Here is a 19,423-nt window from a genome sequence, read left to right as displayed (position 1 = left end):
AAAGCCACGCCGCTTCCGACGTGGCCAGCCATGAACTTGCTCAGCCGCCATCAGGCGAGCAACGCGGTTCAGGCTGACGATTTCACCCTCGTCCGGCAGATCCTCGTGCATCCGTGGCGCTCCGATTTGTGCTGGTTTGTACTTTGGTAATACACCTTAGTTACACATTTAGCGTCAGGTTTGTCAGTCACTGGCTGAAACAGCACAGCGTTGCTTTCAACGTTCTGGTAGGAATTATATTTCTAGGATTGACTGGCTACATGGCATGGCAAGCGTCAGTGTAGTACTTGGTATGCCTGGTACCGCTGGGTTAGCAGAGAACCATGAAACGCAAGCCCAAGCACATCGAGCGGATGTTCGGCTGGCTGAAGGAGAATCGTAGGATCGCTACTCGCTACGACAAGCTGGCAAGAAGTTTTGCCTCCATGGTTACGCTGGCTTGCACGCTGCGATGCCTACGACAGTACTTTTCGTACAGAACCTAGGTGTTTGGTCCCAGGGAGAAAGGGTTTATGGTATAGACCTCTATCGGAGGAGGATCCATGGCTCAGGTTCTACACAAACGCGCCACGACCACGCACGCCATCCGAGCGGAGTTACAGCGATCGCAGGATTCGATCGCGACGCTAAGTAAGCGTTACAACTTAAACCCCAAGACCGTGATCAAGTGGCGTAAGCGCGACTCAGTTGAAGATCAGCCCATGGGACCTCGGGAGCCGCATTCGACCTCCCTGACTCTGGCTGAAGAGGCCGCTGCGATTGCGTTCCGGCAGAAGACGTTGCTGCCTCTGGACGATTGCCTGCATGCCTTGCAGCGCTTCATACCCAGGCTTTCGCGCTCGGGTCTGCATCGGCTCTACCAGCGACACGGCATCAGCAACCTCCCGCGCTCAGCTGAGCCGGTACGTGAGAAGAAAGCCTTCAAACGCTATCCGCTAGGCTATCTGCATATCGATATCACCGAGGTGCGTACCGCAGAGGGCCGGGCCTATCTCTTTGTGGCGATCGATCGCACGTCGAAGTTTGTGTATGCCGAGTTGCACACGCAGATGAGGCGCAAAGATGCGGTCGACTTTTTGGAGGCCACGCTTAAGATGTTACCCTATAAGGTGCATACGGTACTCACCGACAACGGCATTCAATTTGCCAGGAAGACAGGTACTGAACGCTACCGGGCCCATCCTTTCGATGTGATCTGTTATCGGCACGGTATTGAACATCGGCTAACCAAGCCCTTCCATCCCTGGACCAATGGCCAGGTCGAGCGCATGAACCGGACGATCAAGCAGGCCACCACCAAGGCCTTTCATTATGCCTCGCTTAAACAGCTGCAGGAGCATATAAAAGATTATCTGTGGGCGTATAACAGCGCTCGTCCATTGCGCGCCTTGAAAGGGCAAACACCGGTTGGCTTTATCCTCGGGCAATGGCATAAACAACCACAGCTCTTTTTAACCGACCCAAACCCCTTCTTCCCGGGACCTAACACCTAGTCTGTCTCTTTGAATAGAAATGTGAACTTCACCGACACTACTAATGCACAGTTAGTCGGGAAACAGCTCTTGCCGCTTATCACGTACGTAGTCAACAAAAGCCCTTAATGGCGCTGGCAACAGACGCCGCCCCGGGTAGTAGAGAAAGGGTCCGGAAAAGCTCACCCACCAGGGCTCCAGTACAGGTACCAGTCGTCCATCGTCAAAATACGGCTGCAGCCAATCCTCAAACAGCATGGTGAGGCCGCTTCCGGCAAGAGCCATCTCTACTGCCAAGTCGGTTGCTCCGCCGATACGGACCTCCAACGGCCCTTTAGGCTCAAACTGGATCACCTGCCCGTCACGCTCGAACTCCCATAGCGCAATCGCACCGCTGGCGAAGCGACCACGGATACAGGCATGCTCAAGAAGATCATTCGGATCGCGTGGAAGGCCATGGCGTTCAAGATAAGCTGGCGATGCTGCCACAGCAAACCGCTGTACTCTCGGTCCGATAGGAATCGCAACCATATCCTGCTCCAATCGCTCTTCATAGCGGATACCGGCATCGCAACCACTGGCTAGCACGTCGACAAAGCTATCCTCAGCAATAATCTGAACCTGAATGCGCGGATAGCTGTCGAGAAAGCCAGGCAGAATCCTGGGCAGTACCAAGCGCGCCGCAACAACCGGGACGTTTAACCTCAAGGTCCCAGCTGGATAGTCGCGAAACTGATTGACCACATCGAGTGCAGCGCTCACTTCCAGTAGTGCTGGCGATACTCGCAGGACCAATTGCTGGCCCGCGTCGGTCAATACCACGCTACGGGTGTTTCGGTTAAACAGCCGCACCTCCAGGTGCGCTTCCAGTCGGCGCACGGCATCACTCAAGCGTGACGCGCTAACCCCGCTGCGCCGAGCACCGTCTCGAAAGCCGCCAGCCTTGGCTACTATGAGAAAGGCCTGAAGATCATTAAGATCAATATTCATTGTCCGCCAGCCCGTACAACCCGTACGGACTATAGCAGATTGTCCTGCAGTCTCTGGAGACCTATTGTGATCGCTCACACGCTAAGGAGTACTTCTCATGAGCAGCAAGGTATCTGTCGCTACTTATTCACTGGGCGATCGTAAGGTTAACCGAATCGGCTTTGGTGCCATGCAACTGGCAGGACCAGGCGTATTTGGTCCGCCAAAGGACGGCAACGCCGCACGGGCTGTCTTGCGTGAGGCTATCACGCAAGGGGTTAACCACATTGATACCTCGGATTTCTATGGCCCACATGTTACGAACCAACTGATTCGAGAAGCACTACACCCCTACCCACATGACCTTACCATTGTGACCAAAATTGGTGCTCGCCGAGGGACGGCTGGTGAGTGGTTACCTGCCTTTTCGCCTGCCGAGCTTACCTCTGCCGTTCATGACAATTTGCGCAACCTCGGCGTAGAGCAACTGCATGTCGTAAACCTGCGCAGCATGCACGGTCTGCATGAGCCGGCCGAAGGTTCGCTGGAGGAGGCCATTACTACGCTGGCCGAACTTCGTGATAAGGGCCTGATCCGGCATATAGGGGTCAGTAACGTTACAGCTACACAGATTGCCGAGGCACAACGGATTGTTCCTATCGTCTGTGTACAAAACGCCTACAATATCGTGCATCGTCAGGATGATGCACTGATTGACCGTTTGGCAGCAGAAGGCATCGCGTATGTGCCCTTCTTTCCTCTCGGCGGCTTCAGCCCATTGCAATCGAGCACACTGGAGGAAGTCGCGGCAACACTAGGGGCAACCCCCATGCAAGTCGCCATCGCTTGGTTGCTGCAGCGCTCACCTAACATTCTACTCATTCCGGGAACGTCGAAAGTCGACCACTTGCGACAGAACCTTGCCGCCGCAGATGTCGTTTTATCCGCTGAGGCGGTAGCACAGTTGGATACGTTGGCTTACGGGCGATAAAGCAAAGTCAGCATCTCACGTAACGTTTGCTGCAGCGGTTCGCTAGAGTCAAGGAAAGCTTACTAGGCCATCCTTGCTTCATTCATGCGACGCCGCCGCGCAACTCATCCGCGCACGCCATTACCTTTTGAGCGTAACCCTGGGGATCGGTAACTCGATTGAAAGAATCGATAGAGCCTGGCTGCCAGTTAGGCCCACCGTTATATTTCTTCAATTGCCTCCGGGCATCACCCCCTAGGCTGCTCATAATCATGGCGGCCATTTCAACCTGATCGGATTGGCGGGAGTGGTCGTATTCATGACCTGCCTTCTGGCGGCGTTATCACCGCGTGTAGCGGCCTCAACTTGCATCACGCCGTCGCCATTAGCCATGTTCTGACCCCAGCTGCTCTCCTGCTTGGCTTGCGCAGCGAGCACAAAAGGATCGACTCCATACTTCTCGCCAGCCTTCACGCAGTCTTGCCATCAGTCCTGCGGCATGCCCCGCGGCGAGCTATCTGCATTGACCGAAGTGATGCCGTCGCCAGGCTTCACGTTTTGGCCATTCCTCGCGTCATTTGCACCTTGCGTCCCCTCTTTGCCACCAGGATTTTGTGCAGCTGACGGAACCTCCCTGGGTGGGCTCTCATTGCCGAAAGTGGCCTGGGCGTTGCCTTTCCCTGCGCCACCTTTTTCATTTCCACCGGTATTAGCGTTGGAAGCAGTATGTTGCTGTCCGCCTTGCAGGACAGCTTTCGCACAACCTTTAGAACCTGGGCAGCCGAGACCACGAACTATCCGCGCGAGGTCTGTGGGATGGCGCTGGCGCATACGCTGGGCAGTAAGGTGGAAGCGATCTATAACCAAGGGGATCTACTGGAAAAGAGGAGGGGGCTGATGCAGGAGTGGAGCAGCTTTCTGCATGCATACTGCTGCGCCCTGAGTTTATGCAGCAGTGAGTTAGCTTCTGAGCCTGCCAGCATGGGCGACCGCAACCTGCCACAGACCGTCTGAGACTCGTTTCTAGATGTGCGTGAAGCGGAAATCTACGTCAGCAGGTTGACCGGCATATTTACGACTAATCTGGACCCGTACAGAAACAGCAGCCGTGTCGACTCTGATCAATCGGATTTCTTGCTCTGAAGGTTCCAGCCTGGAAATACTAAGAGCGCCTGATCCATGTGCTGCTAAATCGGCTTCTTTGCCTAGGCATTATCCAGACATTACTCAAATACATGCTGTTCAAGGAGGCATTGCGCTTGGCAATGTTGCTTTGAGCCATATGCGCTTCTGTGATGAGCTATTTGATCTACTCTCGGATTGTGTCAAAGCGAGCTAAAGCGTTGCCTCAGTGCAACTTGATTCGACTGATCAGGTAGCTAATGACCGGCAGGTGTGAGTGCTTCTGGGTGAGGCCATTGATGTTGACCGAGCGGACAAGGGTCTATGATTTCTAACCATATTTTTGAGTATTTGTCAAAACCGCTGGAAAGAAGTATACTGGCGCCTTGATATAATCCATCTAGGAACAAAATACTTGAGATTTTTTGACGCAGCGGTCTGCCTTTCCCTTTCAGCGCAGATCCATGGCACGAACAAAGAAATACGTGAAACCGCTAAACGTTGCCTTCCAACTTTGCAGAAGGCTGACCGCATCCTTATCAACCGGATCGCGAAAAGCAACACGCCGCTCGAAGACGTTAAAACGCTCGTTAAGACGCTTCTGAACGATATCGTAAGTATTAAGCCCAGCACTCTCTCCTTAGCTTAATTCGCTGCACAGAAGGCTGCTGAAACCCTTTGGCTGCTTTCCATAGGTAGAGAACTTATCCTGCTCACTCGTTGCTTCCAACAATCATGAGCAGGACATATACCGTTCCTCCAGTGAGGATAGGTCGTAGACGATAGCAAGGGAAATTCTGCTAGAGATTCTTCGATCAAGTTTCCCATATAATGGTCAACTAATCCCGGACACTAGACTAAGTTTTTCTCGGCAATGGAAGATGGTAACCCGTCATTGAGCTGAGGCGGTCAACTTCTCGCATGCTCATCGGGATCTGCCCACACGCTGTCATGGGGCTGCTCTTGACCTACAGGGGCTTACTGTCGGTCAGTTAGACGCGGCTCTAATCAAGACCTTTCTATTTGGCTAGATCGCGAAATTACTATTTAGCCGCTACAATTGGATTTTGCATAACTATAGTTATGCAAAATTGATATCACTCCTGCCTTGTACTAAGCACTTTGTTTTATAGCTAAAACATGCCTGCCCATCTTAATGTGCTTTCATCAACACTGAACGCTGGCTATACAGTCGCGCCTCGGCTTGGTCCATGCTTTCGCCTGTCCTTTGCATGTGTTCGGACAGATCCTCGGCATCAAATCCAGCCTGATCACGCATGGCATTGTTAACGTCATCCATGACACGCTCTGCATCGAGCGACCACTCACTGGCAAGGTAACGCTTTCCATGGTCAAAAGTCCCAGCGTGAGGTCTACCATTGGCAGCAAGGTCGTTGCATCCGTTAACCTTTTTAGTCGCACCTACCGCTTAGCAGCATAATTAAATGTTTTGCATTGCATGCCGATCAAAGTCTACGTAGTAGACATACCCGAGATTTACCTTATGAACGATGCCCAGAGACAAGAAAGAGAAATCAAAAGGCAAAAAGCCATTCGCGCCGAAAACGCGCTTCTCAACTCAATCACTGCCCGAACCGTAGCCAAAAGCACTCAGCGACTGATATTAGCCAAACGCATAACCCTGGAAGAAGCCAGCCTGCAGATTGGGATTGACCGGAGCATCCTGGATGATCTCTTTGAAAAAAATCGATTAAGCGCGCCCAGCCTTAATAAAATTAAAGCCTGGGCATCCGGTAGGGCCCTTTAAGGCGTTATAGGCGCGACTCATGGTAATGTCGAGCCTAATGAGCTCTAGAACTGCTTCTTTACTCAACATCAACTGAATCTTAAAAGATCAGGGCTTGACGAGCCAAGCTGGTGATACCTATGGCCGACTACCTATGTTGGCCTCTGCGACCATTTAAAAGGTCAACAGGTATAAAGAGCACAGCAACACGCTAAGGGCGGGCTATGTTGGCTGCCCGTGAAACTGATCCTTGATGTTCCGTTTGCCGCCTGCTTTCAGGGCTGTTTCAGCAGCCAAACAGCTTCTCATGCAAAACACATGTCGAAGAATCTTACCGCCTATATGTTCGGTTTGAATCCTTTACGCTCGAATCTAGCGCCATCCTTCATTACTGATCGATGTGTCTGAAACAGTTAGTCACACGTTGGGGCAGTAAGTGGGCTGATTGAGTCTACCGTTAGACTGGCTATGATGACCAAGAAGACCAACGAGTGTTGGGAGGGTACCGCTATGAGCAGGTGGAAATCATTAGGCCTGGCTATCTTATCGTTAATAGCGGCGTCAGGAGCCTATGCACAAGACCAGATCCAGCAATCAATGCAGAACGCCAGCTCTGGTACTCTGCCGCCCTATGAGGAGGCCGGGGCTAGTCTTCAGTCTTCAGTGACTCAAAAGGGTAATCTAAATCAGGCTGTATCGATACAGATCAACAGCGTAGATTCCCGCGTCAAAATTGAGCAGGAGGGCTCGTTAAACATTGGTCTAATCCATCAGGAAAACACACAAGATGTGAATGTCCTGCTCCAGCAGACGGGCAACAACAACGATGGAAGCGTGTATATGGATACCGGCTCATCTGATTCCAATGCTGATATGTTTCAACAAGGTGAAACTAATCAGGCTAGTAGTTGGCACACCGCCTCAAATAATACCTATACCCTGCAGCTACAGAGCGGCGCGGCAAACTTAAGTCTTGCCAACCAGTTGAATTCGTCAGGCTACAGCGTAGGGTTCACCAGGCAACAAGGCGAAAACAATTCTGCTTATCTGTTTCAGTTTCAAAGCGATGGTAGCGCTACTGCACTTACCCAGATAGGAAATTCCAACCTGATTGCCTCAACTCAAACTGGCTCAGGTAACGGTCTGTCTGTTCTGCAGGATGGTGATTACAACGTGGCACTGGCCGCACCGGCTGAGCCTGGCATCCTGTCCAGCCTTCAACAGAGCGGGGAGGCCAACTCGATCGATATGGTCCAGTCCGGTAGTTTGAACGAGTTCTATTACAGGCAGATCGGGCAGTCGAATCTGTTTGAAGGGCATCAGGAAGGAGCTGGACACGTAGCGACTGCGCTGACACAGGGCAGCCAGAATTATCTGTCCATAGGGCAGGCGGGGATTAGTCAAAAAGCGGTGATCAATCAGGCTGGTAGCTCAAACAGTATCTTGTTAAATCAGATGGGCCATAACTAGGTGCTCACACCAGCGATTTGCACAATGGAAACCGTTAAAAGCTACGGCGTGCGTTTGAAAGGCGATGCACCTGTTGCTTCGAGTGCTTGTTAAAATGAATTTTTTGATGGGACGCTCAATTATAGGTGATCTATTTAAAGTGTCGGCTAATCAACGTTTGCCACTGCCACCCTCAGCGTTCTGGACGCAGGCAGCAGGCCTAGTGCTGAAGGATCTTGCTGTCCACCAGGCGACCTGACACGTCGAAATACACATGCAAGTTGTCGTAGTCCATCCCTATCCCACTGCACAGGCCCAGGACATACTGGTATTGCCGCTCAGTTGAATAGCTATCCGGTTCGCCAAGTACCTGGACGACGGCGGCCTGTGTCATTCCCTCGGATAGCACTGTGTGTCGAATGTCCTCAGCCATCTCTCCTCGATAACAGGTGCCGTCCTGTATGTTGCCGGTAGTGGCAAGCCACCGCTGCGCATCAAAAGTGGCATTGTCGAAGGGGTTTGGCCTTTCAACCAAGGTGTAAGCGATGACCGCTAAACACACGGCAACGGCTGCGCCTAGCAAACCAGGACGTTGCATGGACAGGAGAAGACTTCTGGACGTTGTCATATTTGCTCAAGCCCTTTATCACTTTGCGCGGAAAACCCCGTATTAGCTTGTCCTGGAGCGCGGCCAGTTTTTTGCGGTTAGGTTTACTTCGTGCTGATTACCCCCGACGAGGCCTTTGAGCTGGGCTGCCTTGCGATGCGGACCCTTTCATCACAGGTTGGGCTTGATCCGGCCACCGGCTTTTCAATGCTCAGGATGACCGCAGCTCGGTTGTATCAGCACAAAAGCTAATTTCTGATAGCGTCTGCTGGAACGGCGGGCGCTACCGTAAAACGTGGCTGCGCCCGAGCTACCTACTGCTGAACAATGGAGGCCGTGTTGTTCAGGCCGATTTGCGCAATCGTTGCACTGTTACCACCCAGAGTGATATCGCCATTTACCCTGCCGCCCTGGGTAATGCTGGCGATATTGCCGGACACGTTCTGAGTGATCTCGGCGCGATTAGCGCTAGCGGAAACCTGCTGCGTAATCGTGGCATCCAGGTTATCGCCGCTCTGCACGATGTCCGCGGAATTGCCTCCAATGAAATCTTCCTGCTGAATGATGGCCTGATTGGCCAGGCCGGTCTGCTCAATGGAGCCAGAGCCGTTTCGATTGACCGATTGGTTGATCGTGGCCGCGTTACTGTCGCCATTCTGCCTGATCGCTGCAGAGCCGTTCACGTTCTCAAGAGGAAACACTTCAGTTTGGACAATGGTAGCCGCATTGCCAGTGCCTGTTTGTGACACTTCCGCACTGTTGCCAACTCCACTTTGTGAAAGACTCAAAATGTTGCTATCGCCCTGCTGGCTGGCCGTCGCGTTAAGCGATGTCCCATCCTGAGTAACATTCATCACATTGCTATTACCTGTAACAGTACCCGTGAACGAGCCCATCCAAATGCTCTGGTCAACTGTACTAGCATTGCCCGTACCGTCTTGAGTAAGGACCAGAGGTGCCATGTCAGATGCTTGCGTAACCTCTGCCGTATTGCCGCTACCCAGTTGGTTAAGCGTTAGATCAATCTGACCATAGCGGCCTGAGGACTGGTATACCGTGGCAGCATGGTCGTTTCCCTCTTGATAGACCGCCATGTTGCCGCCGGCATAAGACACGTGCTGCTCCAGATCCACCGTGTTTCCGTCACCCCGCTGCTCGGCTCGAGCCGGTCCGCCGCCATTTTGCCGCACTGTAGCGGTATTACTGGTGCCTACGCTCGTTACTTCCAGCTCATTGGCATAGCTTCGCTGCAATATGCTATGGGTATTTCCATCTCCCTCCTGATACAGCCTGGCTACCGATCCGTTGCCTTCCTGCTGATCGAGCGTGACATCGTTGCTATCGCCCCGCTGCGTAACCGTGGCTTCGTGCCCGAACCCCAGATTCTGCTGTGTAATCGTAGCTGTATTTTCATTACCAGACTGTTCGAGCTGTATCACGTTGGCAGAGGAAAATTGCGCCTGTTGATTGGTCTCTGCGGCGTTATTGTTTCCGGCTTGCACAATGGCCGAGCGACTGTATTCGCCGCTCTGAAGCTGCGTAGCAGTACTACCTTCGCCTGTCTGCTCCAAGGTCGCTTCGTTGTAGTTACCGTCTTGCGTTTGGGTGGCGCTGTGGTTGGCTGCCAATACAGTAGTGCCAAAAGAAAAGAGAAGGATTAATGCCAAAGGTTTGAGCGTAAACATGAGTACTTTCCCTGATTAGTTTTTAAGGCCAAGGAGCTGAGCAAAAGGCAAAGCTGTAAAACCGTTAACTACTCATGAAGGCCGCACGAAGGCGTAGCTTGGATGATGACTCCTGTAGCAGTTGATGGGCCGGTTTGATATCCAACATCCTTGCAATGGATCATCCTCCTCAGCTGTAAGAACGAGCCTGTACAAAGTACAACCTGATCTCCCACCTGCGTGTACGAATGCGCAGACTCAAGCAATTTCGGCCTTACGAATATCCATCAAAAGATCTAATACGATAAGTGGTATACATCCGCTTGGTTCTTTCAACCCATATGGCTAAAACCAGTTGGCCGTAATGACTCTACCTAACGGCTTATGGCCAGTTATATACACCGATCATGCTCGACAAGACCCTTGAGCTAGGCTGATTTGAGATGCAAGCAGTCTCTTCACACCGTTGGCTAGACCATGGCTTCTGCTTTTCTATACTCAGAATGCAAGCGGCTCGGCTATACAGGTAAAGAGCTGATAGTAAAGCTATGCCATTGCAAAGCTTGGTTATTTCCAGAACAGGGGCACCGCTGAATGAACCTTTCCATCGCAAGACGCCAAACTCTATCGCAGGATCTGCGCAAAGTAGGCGTAGCGGGCATTTCCATTGGCATCATCAGTCCGTTGTTTGCCAGCCAGCTTGCTGAAGTCGGTCTTGGCTCGTATTGGATATCAGGTTTGGCACTGGTCTTAGGGCTGGTGGCATGGATAGCAGGGTTAGTGCTCACGCCTTCTGCGAAAGAGGTCTAAACAGGACTGTTAAAGCTTCTGGCATACGCGTCGATAACCTTAATATCCACGAGGTCTCGTGCGAATGGTCCAGATGTTTGTTTCGAGAATCTTTGCCCCTTATAGGGGCTTTTTTTGCCTGCCCGTAACGAGCTATTTGTCAGCGTCGCCGTTGGTTTGGGCCATCAGCTCCAGGACATCTTCACAAACAACTTCATATGGCGCAACGGTGAGCGGCTGTTCATGATGTCGAACATATGTTGACGGTGGCGCCGGGGTAGTACTTTCGAAAACCGCTTTGTTGCATCGGCCACCGCTTTATCTGATTTGTGGACTTCAGCGTTTAGCGCGAGCATTCGCGTCCTCGACCTTCCTTGCGTAGTAGTCCAGGAGGATGGATACAATATCGCCACGCTCGATAAAAACGAGACCTTCTTTTTCAAGGGTTGCTGGATCGAAACTGATGCTGCACTTACGACTGCAAGCAGAGGCCAGTCGTAGCTACCGGCCCGACTCCTTTATCTAGGATTTGTAATTATCATCACAGCTACTTTGGCAGAACTCATAGGTACACAGTCAAGCGCGTCGGATGTAATCGCGTGTTGGCAGCCTAAGCCAGTTGAGCGCTGCAGCGAGAAAGCTACTCTGGTTTTGAGTGCGGTGTTCAGGAGTCATGGGCGCACACACTTTGGCGTTTTGCAAACTTATCACCGTTTCGGTACGTAACCAGACCGCTCCTTACTTACGGCTCTGTTCAGACAGCTTCCTAGAGCTCTCCTTTACCCTGACGCTGACTTAGGCCTTAATCTCAAGCGGGAGGCGTCGATCAAGTACACCTATGATCGACGCCTCGCGGTCAGGTATTGTCACGATTAACCGTTACGAAACAAATAGCTATAGGCGCTAAGGGCGGGAACGCCGCCCAGGTGGGCATATAGAACTTTCGAACCCTCTGGGAATTCACCCTTGCGCACTTTGTCGATCATGCCCTGCATCGATTTTCCTTCGTACACCGGATCGGTCAGCATGCCTTCCAGCCGGGCGCATAGACGAATCGCCTCGAGCGTTCCGTCACTAGGGAGACCGTATTCCGGGTAGCCATAGCGCGTATCGAGGATTACGTCTGCTTCGGTGATGGGACGACCCAAATCAACTAACTCTGCCGTATGCCGGGCGATACGGGTGATCTGCTCGTGGGTTCGTTCCGGCTTGGCGGAAGCGTCAATGCCGATGACGCGATCGGCGCGGCCGTCAGCGGCGAAGCCCACTACCATGCCTGCCTGAGTGCTGCCAGTGACGGAACAGACAACAATGTAGTCAAAGGTGAAGCCCAGTTCAGCTTCCTGCTGGCGTACCTCTTCGGCGAAGCGAACAAATCCCAATCCACCGTAGGGATGCTCCGAGCAACCCGCAGGAATCGGAAACGGCTTGCCGCCACGCGTGCGGACGTCTTCCATGGCCTGTTCCCAGCTCGGGCGAATGCCTATGTCAAAGCCGGCAGCATCCAGGCGAACCTCCGCACCCATGATGCGGGATAGCTCGATATTGCCTACACGATCATAGACAGCATCAGCGTAGTTCACCCAGTTTTCTTGAACGAGCATGCAATCCATGCCCAGGTGAGCAGCCACGGCGGCAACCTGGCGTGTCTGGTTGGATTGTACGCCACCGATGGATACCAATGTGTCACAGCCTTGTTCTAGCGCCTCGGGGATCAGGTATTCGAGTTTGCGGGTCTTGTTGCCGCCAAATGCCAGACCGCTGTTACAGTCTTCGCGTTTGGCATAGAGCTCAACCTTGCCGCCCAGGTGTTCGCTAAGGCGTTTCAGCGGATGGATTGGTGTCGGACCGAACGTGAGGGGATACCGCTTGAACTGATCAAGTTTCATGGTGGACTCCTTGCAGCGAAAGGCAAATCCGAAAGGGTTCGGGTAGCGAAACATGCGGAACCAGTATAAAAACTCGATAGTTTTTCAGGGTTGCAAACTAAGAGGTAAAAAAGAACTTAAATATTGTATGTCTACTTTTTTAGCGTGCTAGATTTCATACCATAGCCTTTCATCGAAATAAAGTTAAGGCGCTTGATGGTGTCGCCGTGCTGCCGAGTGAGGGTTGATGCATGTATAAGCCGAATAATGATCAGAAGGAAGGAGAGGCCATCAAGATCGATCTGGATCGAACTGATAAAGCCATCTTGCGAATACTTCAGGTCGATGCGTCCATTTCTAACGTTGCCCTTGCCGAAAGGGTCAATCTCAGCCCGCCAGCCTGTCTGCGTCGAGTCGAACGACTCAAGCAGGCCGGGCTGATTCGTGGCGTAGTGGCGTTGCTCGATGCGGAGTCACTAGACGTAGGTATGGTCATCCTTATTGGTGTCGTGCTGGATCGCTCGACTCCGGAATCTTTTGCCGCTTTTGAAGATGCCGCACAAAAGGTATCGGGCTGTATGGAATGCCACGTGGTAACGGGTGAGTTCGACTATTTCATGCTGATTCGGACGCGGGATAGCAAGAGTTTCAATCGACTACATGCCGAACAGCTACTTTATCTACCCGGCGTTCGACAGATCCGCTCGTTCATGGGGCTCAGGCAGGTTCTTTCTCGTACCCAGATACCGCTGTAAGAACTACGGCAGGAGTGGTATATCTTCAAGTGTCTGGCGCAGCAGACAGGCGACTGCCGCCTGGATTTCGTCGACTTGCCGACTGCTTGACATGCAGGGCACTTCGTCTGGTGTTGCCGTTGGCAAAAACACCCGCAGGGGATGACCATACACCGACCCGATCCAGATCAGGTGTGGATCTGCACTGGCATCGAGCGTAACAAGGTGGCAGCGTCGCGGTAAACCTGCTAAAACCTGTTCGATATGGCTGGGCGATGTCTTCAGGCGCTTTGGTGTAAGGGAAAGGGAGGCTTGCCAGTCCTGTCGCCAGGTCTCGATATCTTCGAGCTTTAGAATCGCAATGTTTATCCATCCCTCCAGCCGAAGCTGCAAGGTTTCCAAAAGATCAGCGGATGGGCCGCTTGTACCAATGATCGTTACCAAGGTATTAGAGCAGGGCGCTACCAGCCATTCGAAACGCATGTTTCCATCGGACATGACCATGAGAAACTTCCTATCGTTTGGATTGATAGCGGGCCCTTCAGTCTTGCATAGGCCAGGTCGACAGCACTTGATGGTTTCCTGACGTATCGGCCAGCGCCAGGATAGTTGCTACAAGCGCCTGGGTCCGAGGCACCAGCGTATCGAGTTCCAGGTATTCCCGGTCAGTATGAACTTTCCCCCCGACCGGCCCCAATCCGCAAAGCGTCGGAATCCCGAGGCTGGCAGTAAAGCCTGAATCAGCGCAACCACCGGTGAACTCGCCTTCTACTTCAAAGCCCAGAAGCTTGGCCTGCTGCTGGTACAGGCCAAGCAAATGCATGCTATGCGGGGCTTCCATAGGTAAAAAGTTTGCGCCAGGTACGAGTCGTGCGGAGGTACCCGGCACGTCATCTTCCGCTACGATGGCCTCAACCGAGGCGAGAATGCTGTCCCAATGCGTCAGCTCCACGAAACGGATATCGAGTTGGGCCGTGGCATTCGGTGCTACGGTATTGCTCGATGTGCCCCCGGATATAAGCCCTACATTAGTGGTGATACCGCAAGAGTAATCGGTTAACGCATGCAGTTTTGTGATCTTGTGGGCAAGGGCACCGATAGCGCTCGCTCCGTCGGCATGATTTACCCCGGAATGCGCGGCTCGTCCGCTTACTTCGATGGTCAATGTAGCGCCACCCTTGCGTGCGCTGACAACATTACCGCTGGCCCGGCCCGGTTCGGTGTTGAATACTGCGCGGGCCGACTGCGCGGCGGCTTCGATATAGGGGCGCGCCGTTCCAGAGCCTATCTCCTCGTCGCCGGTGAACAGGACCTGAACCGGAAAGGGCAGCGGACCCAGACGCTGAAGTGCCTTGAGCGCAAAGCAGTTCAGTACTAAACCACCTTTCATGTCAGCAACACCTGGGCCAAATGAGAGCCGCCCGTCAGTGGTATAGCCACGTGCGCTGACTGTCCCCTTGGGAAAGACGGTGTCCCGATGCCCGAGGAGGAGCACTGGCTTACCTTCTTGCCCCTTCACCTCGGCTTGCAGTATGTCGCCGAAACCGTCGATGGCGATACGCTCTACAGCGATGCCATCCGATTCCAGGGCCTGGCTGAGCAGTTGCCCAACAGCATCGACCCCGGGCTTGTCATAACTGTTGGAGTCGGTATCGACCAGATGCTGCAGCAGTGTTTCCATGGCTTCGCGCTGAGTAGCAAGCCACTCGATAGCCTGTTGTTTGGCGGTCATTGGGAGCGCTCCCCAACCAGCGCCGGACCGGCTTCGCCCAGATCCCAGAACAGCCCGGCCATGATCTGCAGGCTTTCCCGGACGACCGAGCCCAGCAAGTGCTCGTTCGGCGCATGCTGCGAGCATGCCGGATAGGAGTGCGGCACCCAGAGTGTTGGCAGCCCGAGCACATCAGCGAAGACATCGTTTGGCAACGAGCCACCTAGGTTAGGCAATAGCGCAGGCTTCTTGTTAGTGGTGCGGGCCAGCGATTTCAGGGCCCAGCGTACCCAGGGATTGTCTGGATCGAGTCGGGTGGCATGCATGACCTCCATGCGTGTCTGGCATACATCGACGTCCTGAAAGCCATGGGCGTCCAGGTGGTTGCGAATCATCTCGATGAATGTGGTGTAGTCGCTGTCGACGGTAAAACGGATATGGCAATGCGCCTTGGCATGACCGGGAATGGCGTGGGCCGGTGCTTCTGGATTACCTGTCTTGAACGCCAGGACATCCAAGGTGTTCCAGCCAAAGACCCGTTCGGACGGGGTAAGTCCCGGCTCACCCCATTCGGGATCGATGTCCGGATCGCCCGGGCCATTGCCGACTTCGATGTCGGCTAGCGCGCGGCGAACAGGGTCCGGCAGTGTTCGCGGCTTGAGACCGGGCACCTGTATCTGTCCGTTCTGGTCGACGAGACAGGCAATGGCATTAGCCAGTACGATCCCCGGGTTGCGCAGGAGTCCGCCCCAGTTGCCAGAATGATGAGCGCCGTCACGTAGGTTCACGCTCAGCTCGAAATTGAACGCGCCGCGGGACCCAAGAAATAAAGTTGGGCGCGCCGCTGCTAGGCGCGGACCATCCGAGGCAATGAAGACATCTGCGGCCAAGGCCTGTCGCTTTTCCTGGCAAAACTCGCGCAGGCCGGCGGAGCCGTCCTCCTCACACATTTCCAGGAGGAGCTTAACGTTGTAACCGAGCTTGCCTTTCCGTGCCTGAATCACATGCTCCAGCGCAAGCAGATTGATCAGGTGCTGGCCCTTGTTGTCGGCGGTACCGCGACCATACCAGCGATCGTCTTCAACAGTGACGCGCCAGGGCGACAGGCCTTCGCGCCATTGCGCATCATAGCCCCGGATCACATCGCCATGGCCATAACTCAGTACGGTTGGCAAATCCGGATCTTCGATTCGTGTGGCGATCATCAGCGGGCCGCGTCCGTCGACTGGGTTGTCATAAATCGCAACCATGAAACCTAGTTTTTCCACCCGCGGCGTAACGTATTCACGTAAGTAGCGATATAGCTCGAGCAGCTGTCCGGGTTCCTGGCTTTCGGTGCGGTAGGTCACGCTCTCATTGAGAATTGACAAAAAAGCGCCCTGCTCAAAGGCTTGGGAAACGGAATCGATGGCTTGGGAACGGCTCATGAGGCACGCAACTCCATGGGTTGGAAACGGGAATCGTGAAGATGGCAACGGACAGAACCGCCCTGGATCGGGAGGCCCCCAGGCGCAGTGCCGGAGCATGGCTCAAAGCAGTGGGCGCAGCGCGGATGGAAGGTACAGCCGGAGGGGGGACTGATCGGGTTCGGAAAGCTACCGCGCAGGCCTATGTCCGGTATACCCAGGGTCGGATCGGGCGTTAGCACCGAGTCGAGCAGGGCTTGCGTATAGGGATGGGCGGGCTCGGCAAATACCGCCTTGCACGACCGCTGCTCGACAATGCGTCCGAGGTACATCACGGCGACCCGATCCGCCAGGTGTTCTATTACCGCGAGGTTATGGCTGATCAATAGATAGGTCAGACCAAACTCGCGTTTGAGATCAAGCAGCAGATTGAGGATTTGCGCCTGAACCGACACGTCCAGTGCGGAAGTAGGCTCGTCGCAGATCAATATATCTGGCCGCATGACCAAGGCCCGGGCAATCGCTACCCGTTGCCGCTGCCCGCCGGATAGCTGGTTCGGGTAGCTGTCAATGACCCTTTTGGGCAGGCCTACCACGTCGAGCATTTCCAGGGCCCGGCGATCTCGCTCGGCGGGAGTGCCTATGCCATGAACGATCAGAGGTAATGTCACGATCTGTCGTAGCGTTTTGCGTGGATTGAGCGATGAATAAGGATCCTGGAAAATCGGTTGGATGTGTCGCGCCATGTCCTTGCGATCGGTACTGGTCAAATACCTGCCGTTCACTAGCACATCGCCACCGGAAGGCTTCAGCAGCCCGAGCAGTATCTTGGCCAGCGTACTCTTACCCGAGCCGGACTCACCGACCAGGCCCAGTGTTTCTCCACGCATTAACCGTAGGGATACCCCGTCGACGGCCTTAAGTGTGGCCGGTGCCTTCAGCAACCCACGCCGAATAGTAAACTCCCGACGGATGTCGCAAAGCTCGAGCGCGATATCGGTGCTCATGACACTGCTCCTTCCAGGCGGGCCGGATAATGAGTATCGAGTTCGGCGAAACGGCAACGTGCCATATGTGTGCCGTGCTCATGAATCGGTGCCGATTCGACGCAGGCATCGACCGCCTGGGAACAGCGGTTGCGAAACGCGCAGCCATGCTGTACGCCGACGAGGCTTGGTACCAGACCGGGAATCGAGCCCAGCGCCTGACCGGGCCGTGTCCGGCCCGGGATCGGGATGCTGGCGAGAAGACCTCGGGTATAGGGGTGTTGCGGGTTGTTGAACAGTTCCGAGGCGGGAGCTGTTTCGACGATTTGTCCGGCATACATGACCGCAACGCGGTCCGCGATGCGTGCGACCAGCCCCAGATCATGGGTAATGAAAATGACGGCAGCGCCTGACTCACGCTGAATATCATGAATTAGCCGCAGAATCTGTGCCTGGATTGTAACGTCCAGGGCGGTGGTAGGTTCGTCGGCAATGATGAGGTCCGGTTCACACATTAAGGCCATTGCGATCACGATACGCTGGCGCAGGCCGCCAGAGAGCTGATGCGGGTATTGCCGTAGGCGTTCGGTGGCGTTGCTGATTCCAACCTTTTCCAGTATCTCGGCGGCTCGCGCCCAGGCTTGCTTGCGCGAAACTGGTCGGTGTTGCCGAAGCACTTCGCTTAACTGATCACCAATGCTGTAGGCAGGATTCAGCGATGTCATAGGCTCCTGAAAGATCATTGCCAGTCGGTTTCCGCGCAGGTCGCACATCTGGCGCTCATTGCATGCGAGCAGATCGATACCGTCCAACTGCAACCGTGCGGCGCTGCGCTGCGCCTTGCGTGGTAGAAGGTCCATCAGGGCGAGTGAGGTCAGCGATTTGCCGCAGCCGGACTCGCCAACTATGCAAAGCATTTCGCCGCGCTCGACCTGAAAGGTCAGGCCTCGGACGGCATGCAGGCAATCGTCACCCAATGGGATGTCAATACGCAGGTCTTCAACATGGAGCAGAGCCATGGTAAGCCTCCTATTAGTTGCGCCCATCGGGCAGCGTCAGATCGCGGATTCCGTCACCGACCAGATTGATGGCAAGCACCAACAGCATGAGGGCGATACCAGGAATGGCGATGACCCAAGGGGAAAAGAACATGTAGGGTTTGCCCTCGGCGATCATCAGGCCCCACGATGGAATCGGCGGCTGGACTCCCACGCCGAGAAAGGACAGCGCCGACTCGAGCAGAATGGCGTGGGCCATTTCAAGCGTCGCGATGACGATCAGTGCGCCAAGCAGATTTGGCAGGATCTCGCTAATTAGAATACGCAGGGTAGAGCAACCCAGTGCCTGGGCCGAGGCGATGTATTCGGTATTGCGGATTTGCTGTACGGCAGCACGTACCACTACAGCGAAGCGGTCCCAGAGCAGGCAGCCGAGCAGTATGATAACTACCTGTAGCGAGCCGCCGACCAGCGAGGCCGATGCCAAGGCGACCATGACCACCGGCAGCGCCAGGCGTGTGGTGATGATATAGCTGATCACGGCGTCGAGCTTGCCACCGTAGTAGCCGGCCAGAAGCCCCAGGGCGGTTCCTATCACACCGGAAACCACCGCAGCTGCCAGGCCGATGAGCAGGGATATTCGGGCGCCGTACAGCAGACGGGCAAGATAATCGCGGCCCAGCTTGTCCGTCCCGAGAACATGCTCCCAGCTGCCCTTGGCCATCCAGACCGGCGGTTTCATTCGCTGCAACACATCCTGGGTATAGGGATCATGAGGGGTGAGCAAGGGAGCAAGCAGCGCGGCCAGCACGATCAGAGCAAGCATGACTATGCCGATCGAAAAACCACGATGGCCAAGGCTCTTGCGCAGCGTACGGGTAAAGCTGTTTGCTGGCGGCAGGTAATCGTTGATAGCGAGCGTGGCACTCAT

At 54.3% G+C, this 19,423-nt stretch carries 18 protein-coding genes and 4 pseudogenes; 8 read left to right on the top strand and 14 right to left on the bottom strand.

The window, feature by feature from the left end; genetic code table 11:
• Positions 1 to 3: 3 nt before the first annotated feature.
• Positions 4 to 126 (bottom strand): annotated as a pseudogene (locus EAW52_RS25660) (IS3 family transposase); the annotation flags it as partial.
• A gap of 191 nt (positions 127 to 317) precedes the next feature.
• Between EAW52_RS25660 and EAW52_RS25655 the strand changes: the two are divergent.
• Together EAW52_RS25655 and EAW52_RS25650 are read left to right on the top strand one after the other, a co-directional pair.
• Positions 318 to 485: pseudogene (locus EAW52_RS25655) on the top strand (transposase); the annotation flags it as partial.
• Between the two features lie 57 nt (positions 486 to 542).
• Positions 543 to 1,493, top strand: a complete 951-nt coding sequence (locus EAW52_RS25650; protein WP_122043986.1) for an IS481 family transposase — start codon at positions 543 to 545, stop codon at positions 1,491 to 1,493.
• A gap of 51 nt (positions 1,494 to 1,544) precedes the next feature.
• On the opposite strand, the gene EAW52_RS25645 is transcribed toward EAW52_RS25650, so the two are convergent.
• A complete protein-coding gene (locus tag EAW52_RS25645; protein ID WP_122044648.1) occupies positions 1,545 to 2,462 on the bottom strand; it encodes a LysR family transcriptional regulator in 918 nt (305 codons plus the stop codon).
• A gap of 97 nt (positions 2,463 to 2,559) precedes the next feature.
• Here EAW52_RS25645 and EAW52_RS25640 point away from each other — a divergent pair, with 97 nt between their 5' ends.
• Positions 2,560 to 3,432 (top strand): aldo/keto reductase family oxidoreductase, encoded by an 873-nt coding sequence (locus EAW52_RS25640; protein WP_122044647.1) that lies wholly within the window; start codon positions 2,560 to 2,562, stop codon positions 3,430 to 3,432.
• Positions 3,433 to 3,681: 249 nt separating this feature from the next.
• Here the strand turns inward: EAW52_RS25640 and EAW52_RS25630 are convergent, their stop codons facing one another.
• A complete protein-coding gene (locus EAW52_RS25630) occupies positions 3,682 to 3,885 on the bottom strand; it encodes a transglycosylase SLT domain-containing protein (RefSeq protein WP_122044645.1) in 204 nt (67 codons plus the stop codon).
• Between the two features lie 279 nt (positions 3,886 to 4,164).
• Between EAW52_RS25630 and EAW52_RS25625 the strand changes: the two are divergent.
• Positions 4,165 to 4,425 (top strand): annotated as a pseudogene (locus tag EAW52_RS25625) (hypothetical protein); the annotation flags it as partial.
• A gap of 9 nt (positions 4,426 to 4,434) precedes the next feature.
• Here EAW52_RS25625 and EAW52_RS25620 read toward each other — a convergent pair.
• Together EAW52_RS25620 and EAW52_RS26160 are read right to left on the bottom strand one after the other, a co-directional pair.
• A pseudogene (locus EAW52_RS25620) lies at positions 4,435 to 4,608 on the bottom strand (nuclear transport factor 2 family protein); the annotation flags it as partial.
• A gap of 1,078 nt (positions 4,609 to 5,686) precedes the next feature.
• Positions 5,687 to 5,833: a hypothetical protein gene (locus tag EAW52_RS26160; RefSeq protein WP_162997746.1), complete on the bottom strand. Its 147-nt coding sequence runs from the start codon at positions 5,831 to 5,833 to the stop codon at positions 5,687 to 5,689.
• 204 nt (positions 5,834 to 6,037) lie between these two features.
• Between EAW52_RS26160 and EAW52_RS25610 the strand changes: the two genes are divergently transcribed.
• Together EAW52_RS25610 and EAW52_RS25605 are read left to right on the top strand one after the other, a co-directional pair.
• Positions 6,038 to 6,301 carry a hypothetical protein gene (locus EAW52_RS25610; protein ID WP_162997745.1) on the top strand — a complete coding sequence of 88 codons (264 nt, stop codon included), beginning with the start codon at positions 6,038 to 6,040 and terminating at the stop codon, positions 6,299 to 6,301.
• A 489-nt stretch (positions 6,302 to 6,790) separates the two neighbouring features.
• On the top strand, positions 6,791 to 7,750 hold the full coding sequence (locus EAW52_RS25605; protein ID WP_162997744.1) for a hypothetical protein: 960 nt from the start codon (positions 6,791 to 6,793) through the stop codon (positions 7,748 to 7,750).
• Positions 7,751 to 7,949: 199 nt separating this feature from the next.
• Here the strand turns inward: EAW52_RS25605 and EAW52_RS25600 are convergent, their stop codons facing one another.
• The gene (locus EAW52_RS25600; protein WP_122044640.1) at positions 7,950 to 8,357 is read right to left on the bottom strand and encodes a hypothetical protein; all 408 of its coding nucleotides are present in this window, start codon (positions 8,355 to 8,357) and stop codon (positions 7,950 to 7,952) included.
• Between the two features lie 293 nt (positions 8,358 to 8,650).
• Positions 8,651 to 10,021, bottom strand: a complete 1,371-nt coding sequence (locus EAW52_RS25595; RefSeq protein WP_122044639.1) for a hypothetical protein — start codon at positions 10,019 to 10,021, stop codon at positions 8,651 to 8,653.
• 573 nt (positions 10,022 to 10,594) lie between these two features.
• Between EAW52_RS25595 and EAW52_RS25590 the strand changes: the two genes are divergently transcribed.
• Positions 10,595 to 10,810 (top strand): hypothetical protein, encoded by a 216-nt coding sequence (locus EAW52_RS25590; RefSeq protein WP_122044638.1) that lies wholly within the window; start codon positions 10,595 to 10,597, stop codon positions 10,808 to 10,810.
• Positions 10,811 to 11,661: 851 nt separating this feature from the next.
• Here the strand turns inward: EAW52_RS25590 and EAW52_RS25585 are convergent.
• On the bottom strand, positions 11,662 to 12,678 hold the full coding sequence (locus EAW52_RS25585; RefSeq protein ID WP_122044637.1) for a 1-aminocyclopropane-1-carboxylate deaminase: 1,017 nt from the start codon (positions 12,676 to 12,678) through the stop codon (positions 11,662 to 11,664).
• Between the two features lie 230 nt (positions 12,679 to 12,908).
• Between EAW52_RS25585 and EAW52_RS25580 the strand changes: the two genes are divergently transcribed.
• Entirely contained in the window at positions 12,909 to 13,412 is a 504-nt protein-coding gene (locus tag EAW52_RS25580; protein WP_122044636.1) for an Lrp/AsnC family transcriptional regulator, read from the top strand.
• 3 nt (positions 13,413 to 13,415) lie between these two features.
• Here EAW52_RS25580 and EAW52_RS25575 read toward each other — a convergent pair whose 3' ends face one another.
• From EAW52_RS25575 to EAW52_RS25550, 6 genes are read right to left on the bottom strand one after another with little or no spacing between them, the layout of a single operon-like run.
• Positions 13,416 to 13,895, bottom strand: a complete 480-nt coding sequence (locus EAW52_RS25575; RefSeq protein WP_122044635.1) for a hypothetical protein — start codon at positions 13,893 to 13,895, stop codon at positions 13,416 to 13,418.
• Between the two features lie 37 nt (positions 13,896 to 13,932).
• Positions 13,933 to 15,123 (bottom strand): M20 family metallopeptidase, encoded by a 1,191-nt coding sequence (locus EAW52_RS25570; RefSeq protein WP_122044634.1) that lies wholly within the window; start codon positions 15,121 to 15,123, stop codon positions 13,933 to 13,935.
• Positions 15,120 to 16,529, bottom strand: a complete 1,410-nt coding sequence (locus EAW52_RS25565) for a M20 family metallopeptidase (protein ID WP_122044633.1) — start codon at positions 16,527 to 16,529, stop codon at positions 15,120 to 15,122. Before EAW52_RS25565 ends, EAW52_RS25570 begins: the two co-directional genes overlap by 4 nt.
• A complete protein-coding gene (locus EAW52_RS25560) occupies positions 16,526 to 17,515 on the bottom strand; it encodes an ABC transporter ATP-binding protein (RefSeq protein ID WP_122044632.1) in 990 nt (329 codons plus the stop codon). The genes EAW52_RS25565 and EAW52_RS25560 overlap by 4 nt, the downstream gene beginning before the upstream one ends.
• Entirely contained in the window at positions 17,512 to 18,513 is a 1,002-nt protein-coding gene (locus tag EAW52_RS25555; protein ID WP_122044631.1) for an ABC transporter ATP-binding protein, read from the bottom strand. Before EAW52_RS25555 ends, EAW52_RS25560 begins: the two co-directional genes overlap by 4 nt.
• A gap of 13 nt (positions 18,514 to 18,526) precedes the next feature.
• Positions 18,527 to 19,423: an ABC transporter permease gene (locus tag EAW52_RS25550; RefSeq protein WP_122044630.1), complete on the bottom strand. Its 897-nt coding sequence runs from the start codon at positions 19,421 to 19,423 to the stop codon at positions 18,527 to 18,529.

It is taken from the genome of Pseudomonas sp. LTJR-52 (genome assembly GCF_003691465.1).
Taxonomy (GTDB): domain Bacteria; phylum Pseudomonadota; class Gammaproteobacteria; order Pseudomonadales; family Pseudomonadaceae; genus Chryseomonas; species Chryseomonas luteola.
The sequence above is the reverse complement of the archived record's forward strand: the minus strand, read 5'-3'. Positions and strand labels throughout refer to the sequence as shown.

What these genes read in the sequence shown, in the direction of transcription:
- EAW52_RS25575 (WP_122044635.1), bottom strand. Translation starts at nt 13,895, where the DNA reads ATGGTCATGTCCGATGGAAACATGCGTTTCGAATGGCTGGTAGCGCCC.
- EAW52_RS25600 (WP_122044640.1), bottom strand. Translation starts at nt 8,357, where the DNA reads ATGACAACGTCCAGAAGTCTTCTCCTGTCCATGCAACGTCCTGGTTTG.
- EAW52_RS26160 (WP_162997746.1), bottom strand. Translation starts at nt 5,833, where the DNA reads ATGGATGACGTTAACAATGCCATGCGTGATCAGGCTGGATTTGATGCC.
- EAW52_RS25560 (WP_122044632.1), bottom strand. Translation starts at nt 17,515, where the DNA reads ATGAGCACCGATATCGCGCTCGAGCTTTGCGACATCCGTCGGGAGTTT.
- EAW52_RS25650 (WP_122043986.1), top strand. Translation starts at nt 543, where the DNA reads ATGGCTCAGGTTCTACACAAACGCGCCACGACCACGCACGCCATCCGA.
- EAW52_RS25595 (WP_122044639.1), bottom strand. Translation starts at nt 10,021, where the DNA reads ATGTTTACGCTCAAACCTTTGGCATTAATCCTTCTCTTTTCTTTTGGC.
- EAW52_RS25610 (WP_162997745.1), top strand. Translation starts at nt 6,038, where the DNA reads ATGAACGATGCCCAGAGACAAGAAAGAGAAATCAAAAGGCAAAAAGCC.
- EAW52_RS25570 (WP_122044634.1), bottom strand. Translation starts at nt 15,123, where the DNA reads ATGACCGCCAAACAACAGGCTATCGAGTGGCTTGCTACTCAGCGCGAA.
- EAW52_RS25550 (WP_122044630.1), bottom strand. Translation starts at nt 19,423, where the DNA reads ATGAGTGCCACGCTCGCTATCAACGATTACCTGCCGCCAGCAAACAGC.
- EAW52_RS25590 (WP_122044638.1), top strand. Translation starts at nt 10,595, where the DNA reads ATGAACCTTTCCATCGCAAGACGCCAAACTCTATCGCAGGATCTGCGC.
- EAW52_RS25645 (WP_122044648.1), bottom strand. Translation starts at nt 2,462, where the DNA reads ATGAATATTGATCTTAATGATCTTCAGGCCTTTCTCATAGTAGCCAAG.
- EAW52_RS25585 (WP_122044637.1), bottom strand. Translation starts at nt 12,678, where the DNA reads ATGAAACTTGATCAGTTCAAGCGGTATCCCCTCACGTTCGGTCCGACA.
- EAW52_RS25580 (WP_122044636.1), top strand. Translation starts at nt 12,909, where the DNA reads ATGTATAAGCCGAATAATGATCAGAAGGAAGGAGAGGCCATCAAGATC.
- EAW52_RS25565 (WP_122044633.1), bottom strand. Translation starts at nt 16,529, where the DNA reads ATGAGCCGTTCCCAAGCCATCGATTCCGTTTCCCAAGCCTTTGAGCAG.
- EAW52_RS25605 (WP_162997744.1), top strand. Translation starts at nt 6,791, where the DNA reads ATGAGCAGGTGGAAATCATTAGGCCTGGCTATCTTATCGTTAATAGCG.
- EAW52_RS25555 (WP_122044631.1), bottom strand. Translation starts at nt 18,513, where the DNA reads ATGGCTCTGCTCCATGTTGAAGACCTGCGTATTGACATCCCATTGGGT.
- EAW52_RS25640 (WP_122044647.1), top strand. Translation starts at nt 2,560, where the DNA reads ATGAGCAGCAAGGTATCTGTCGCTACTTATTCACTGGGCGATCGTAAG.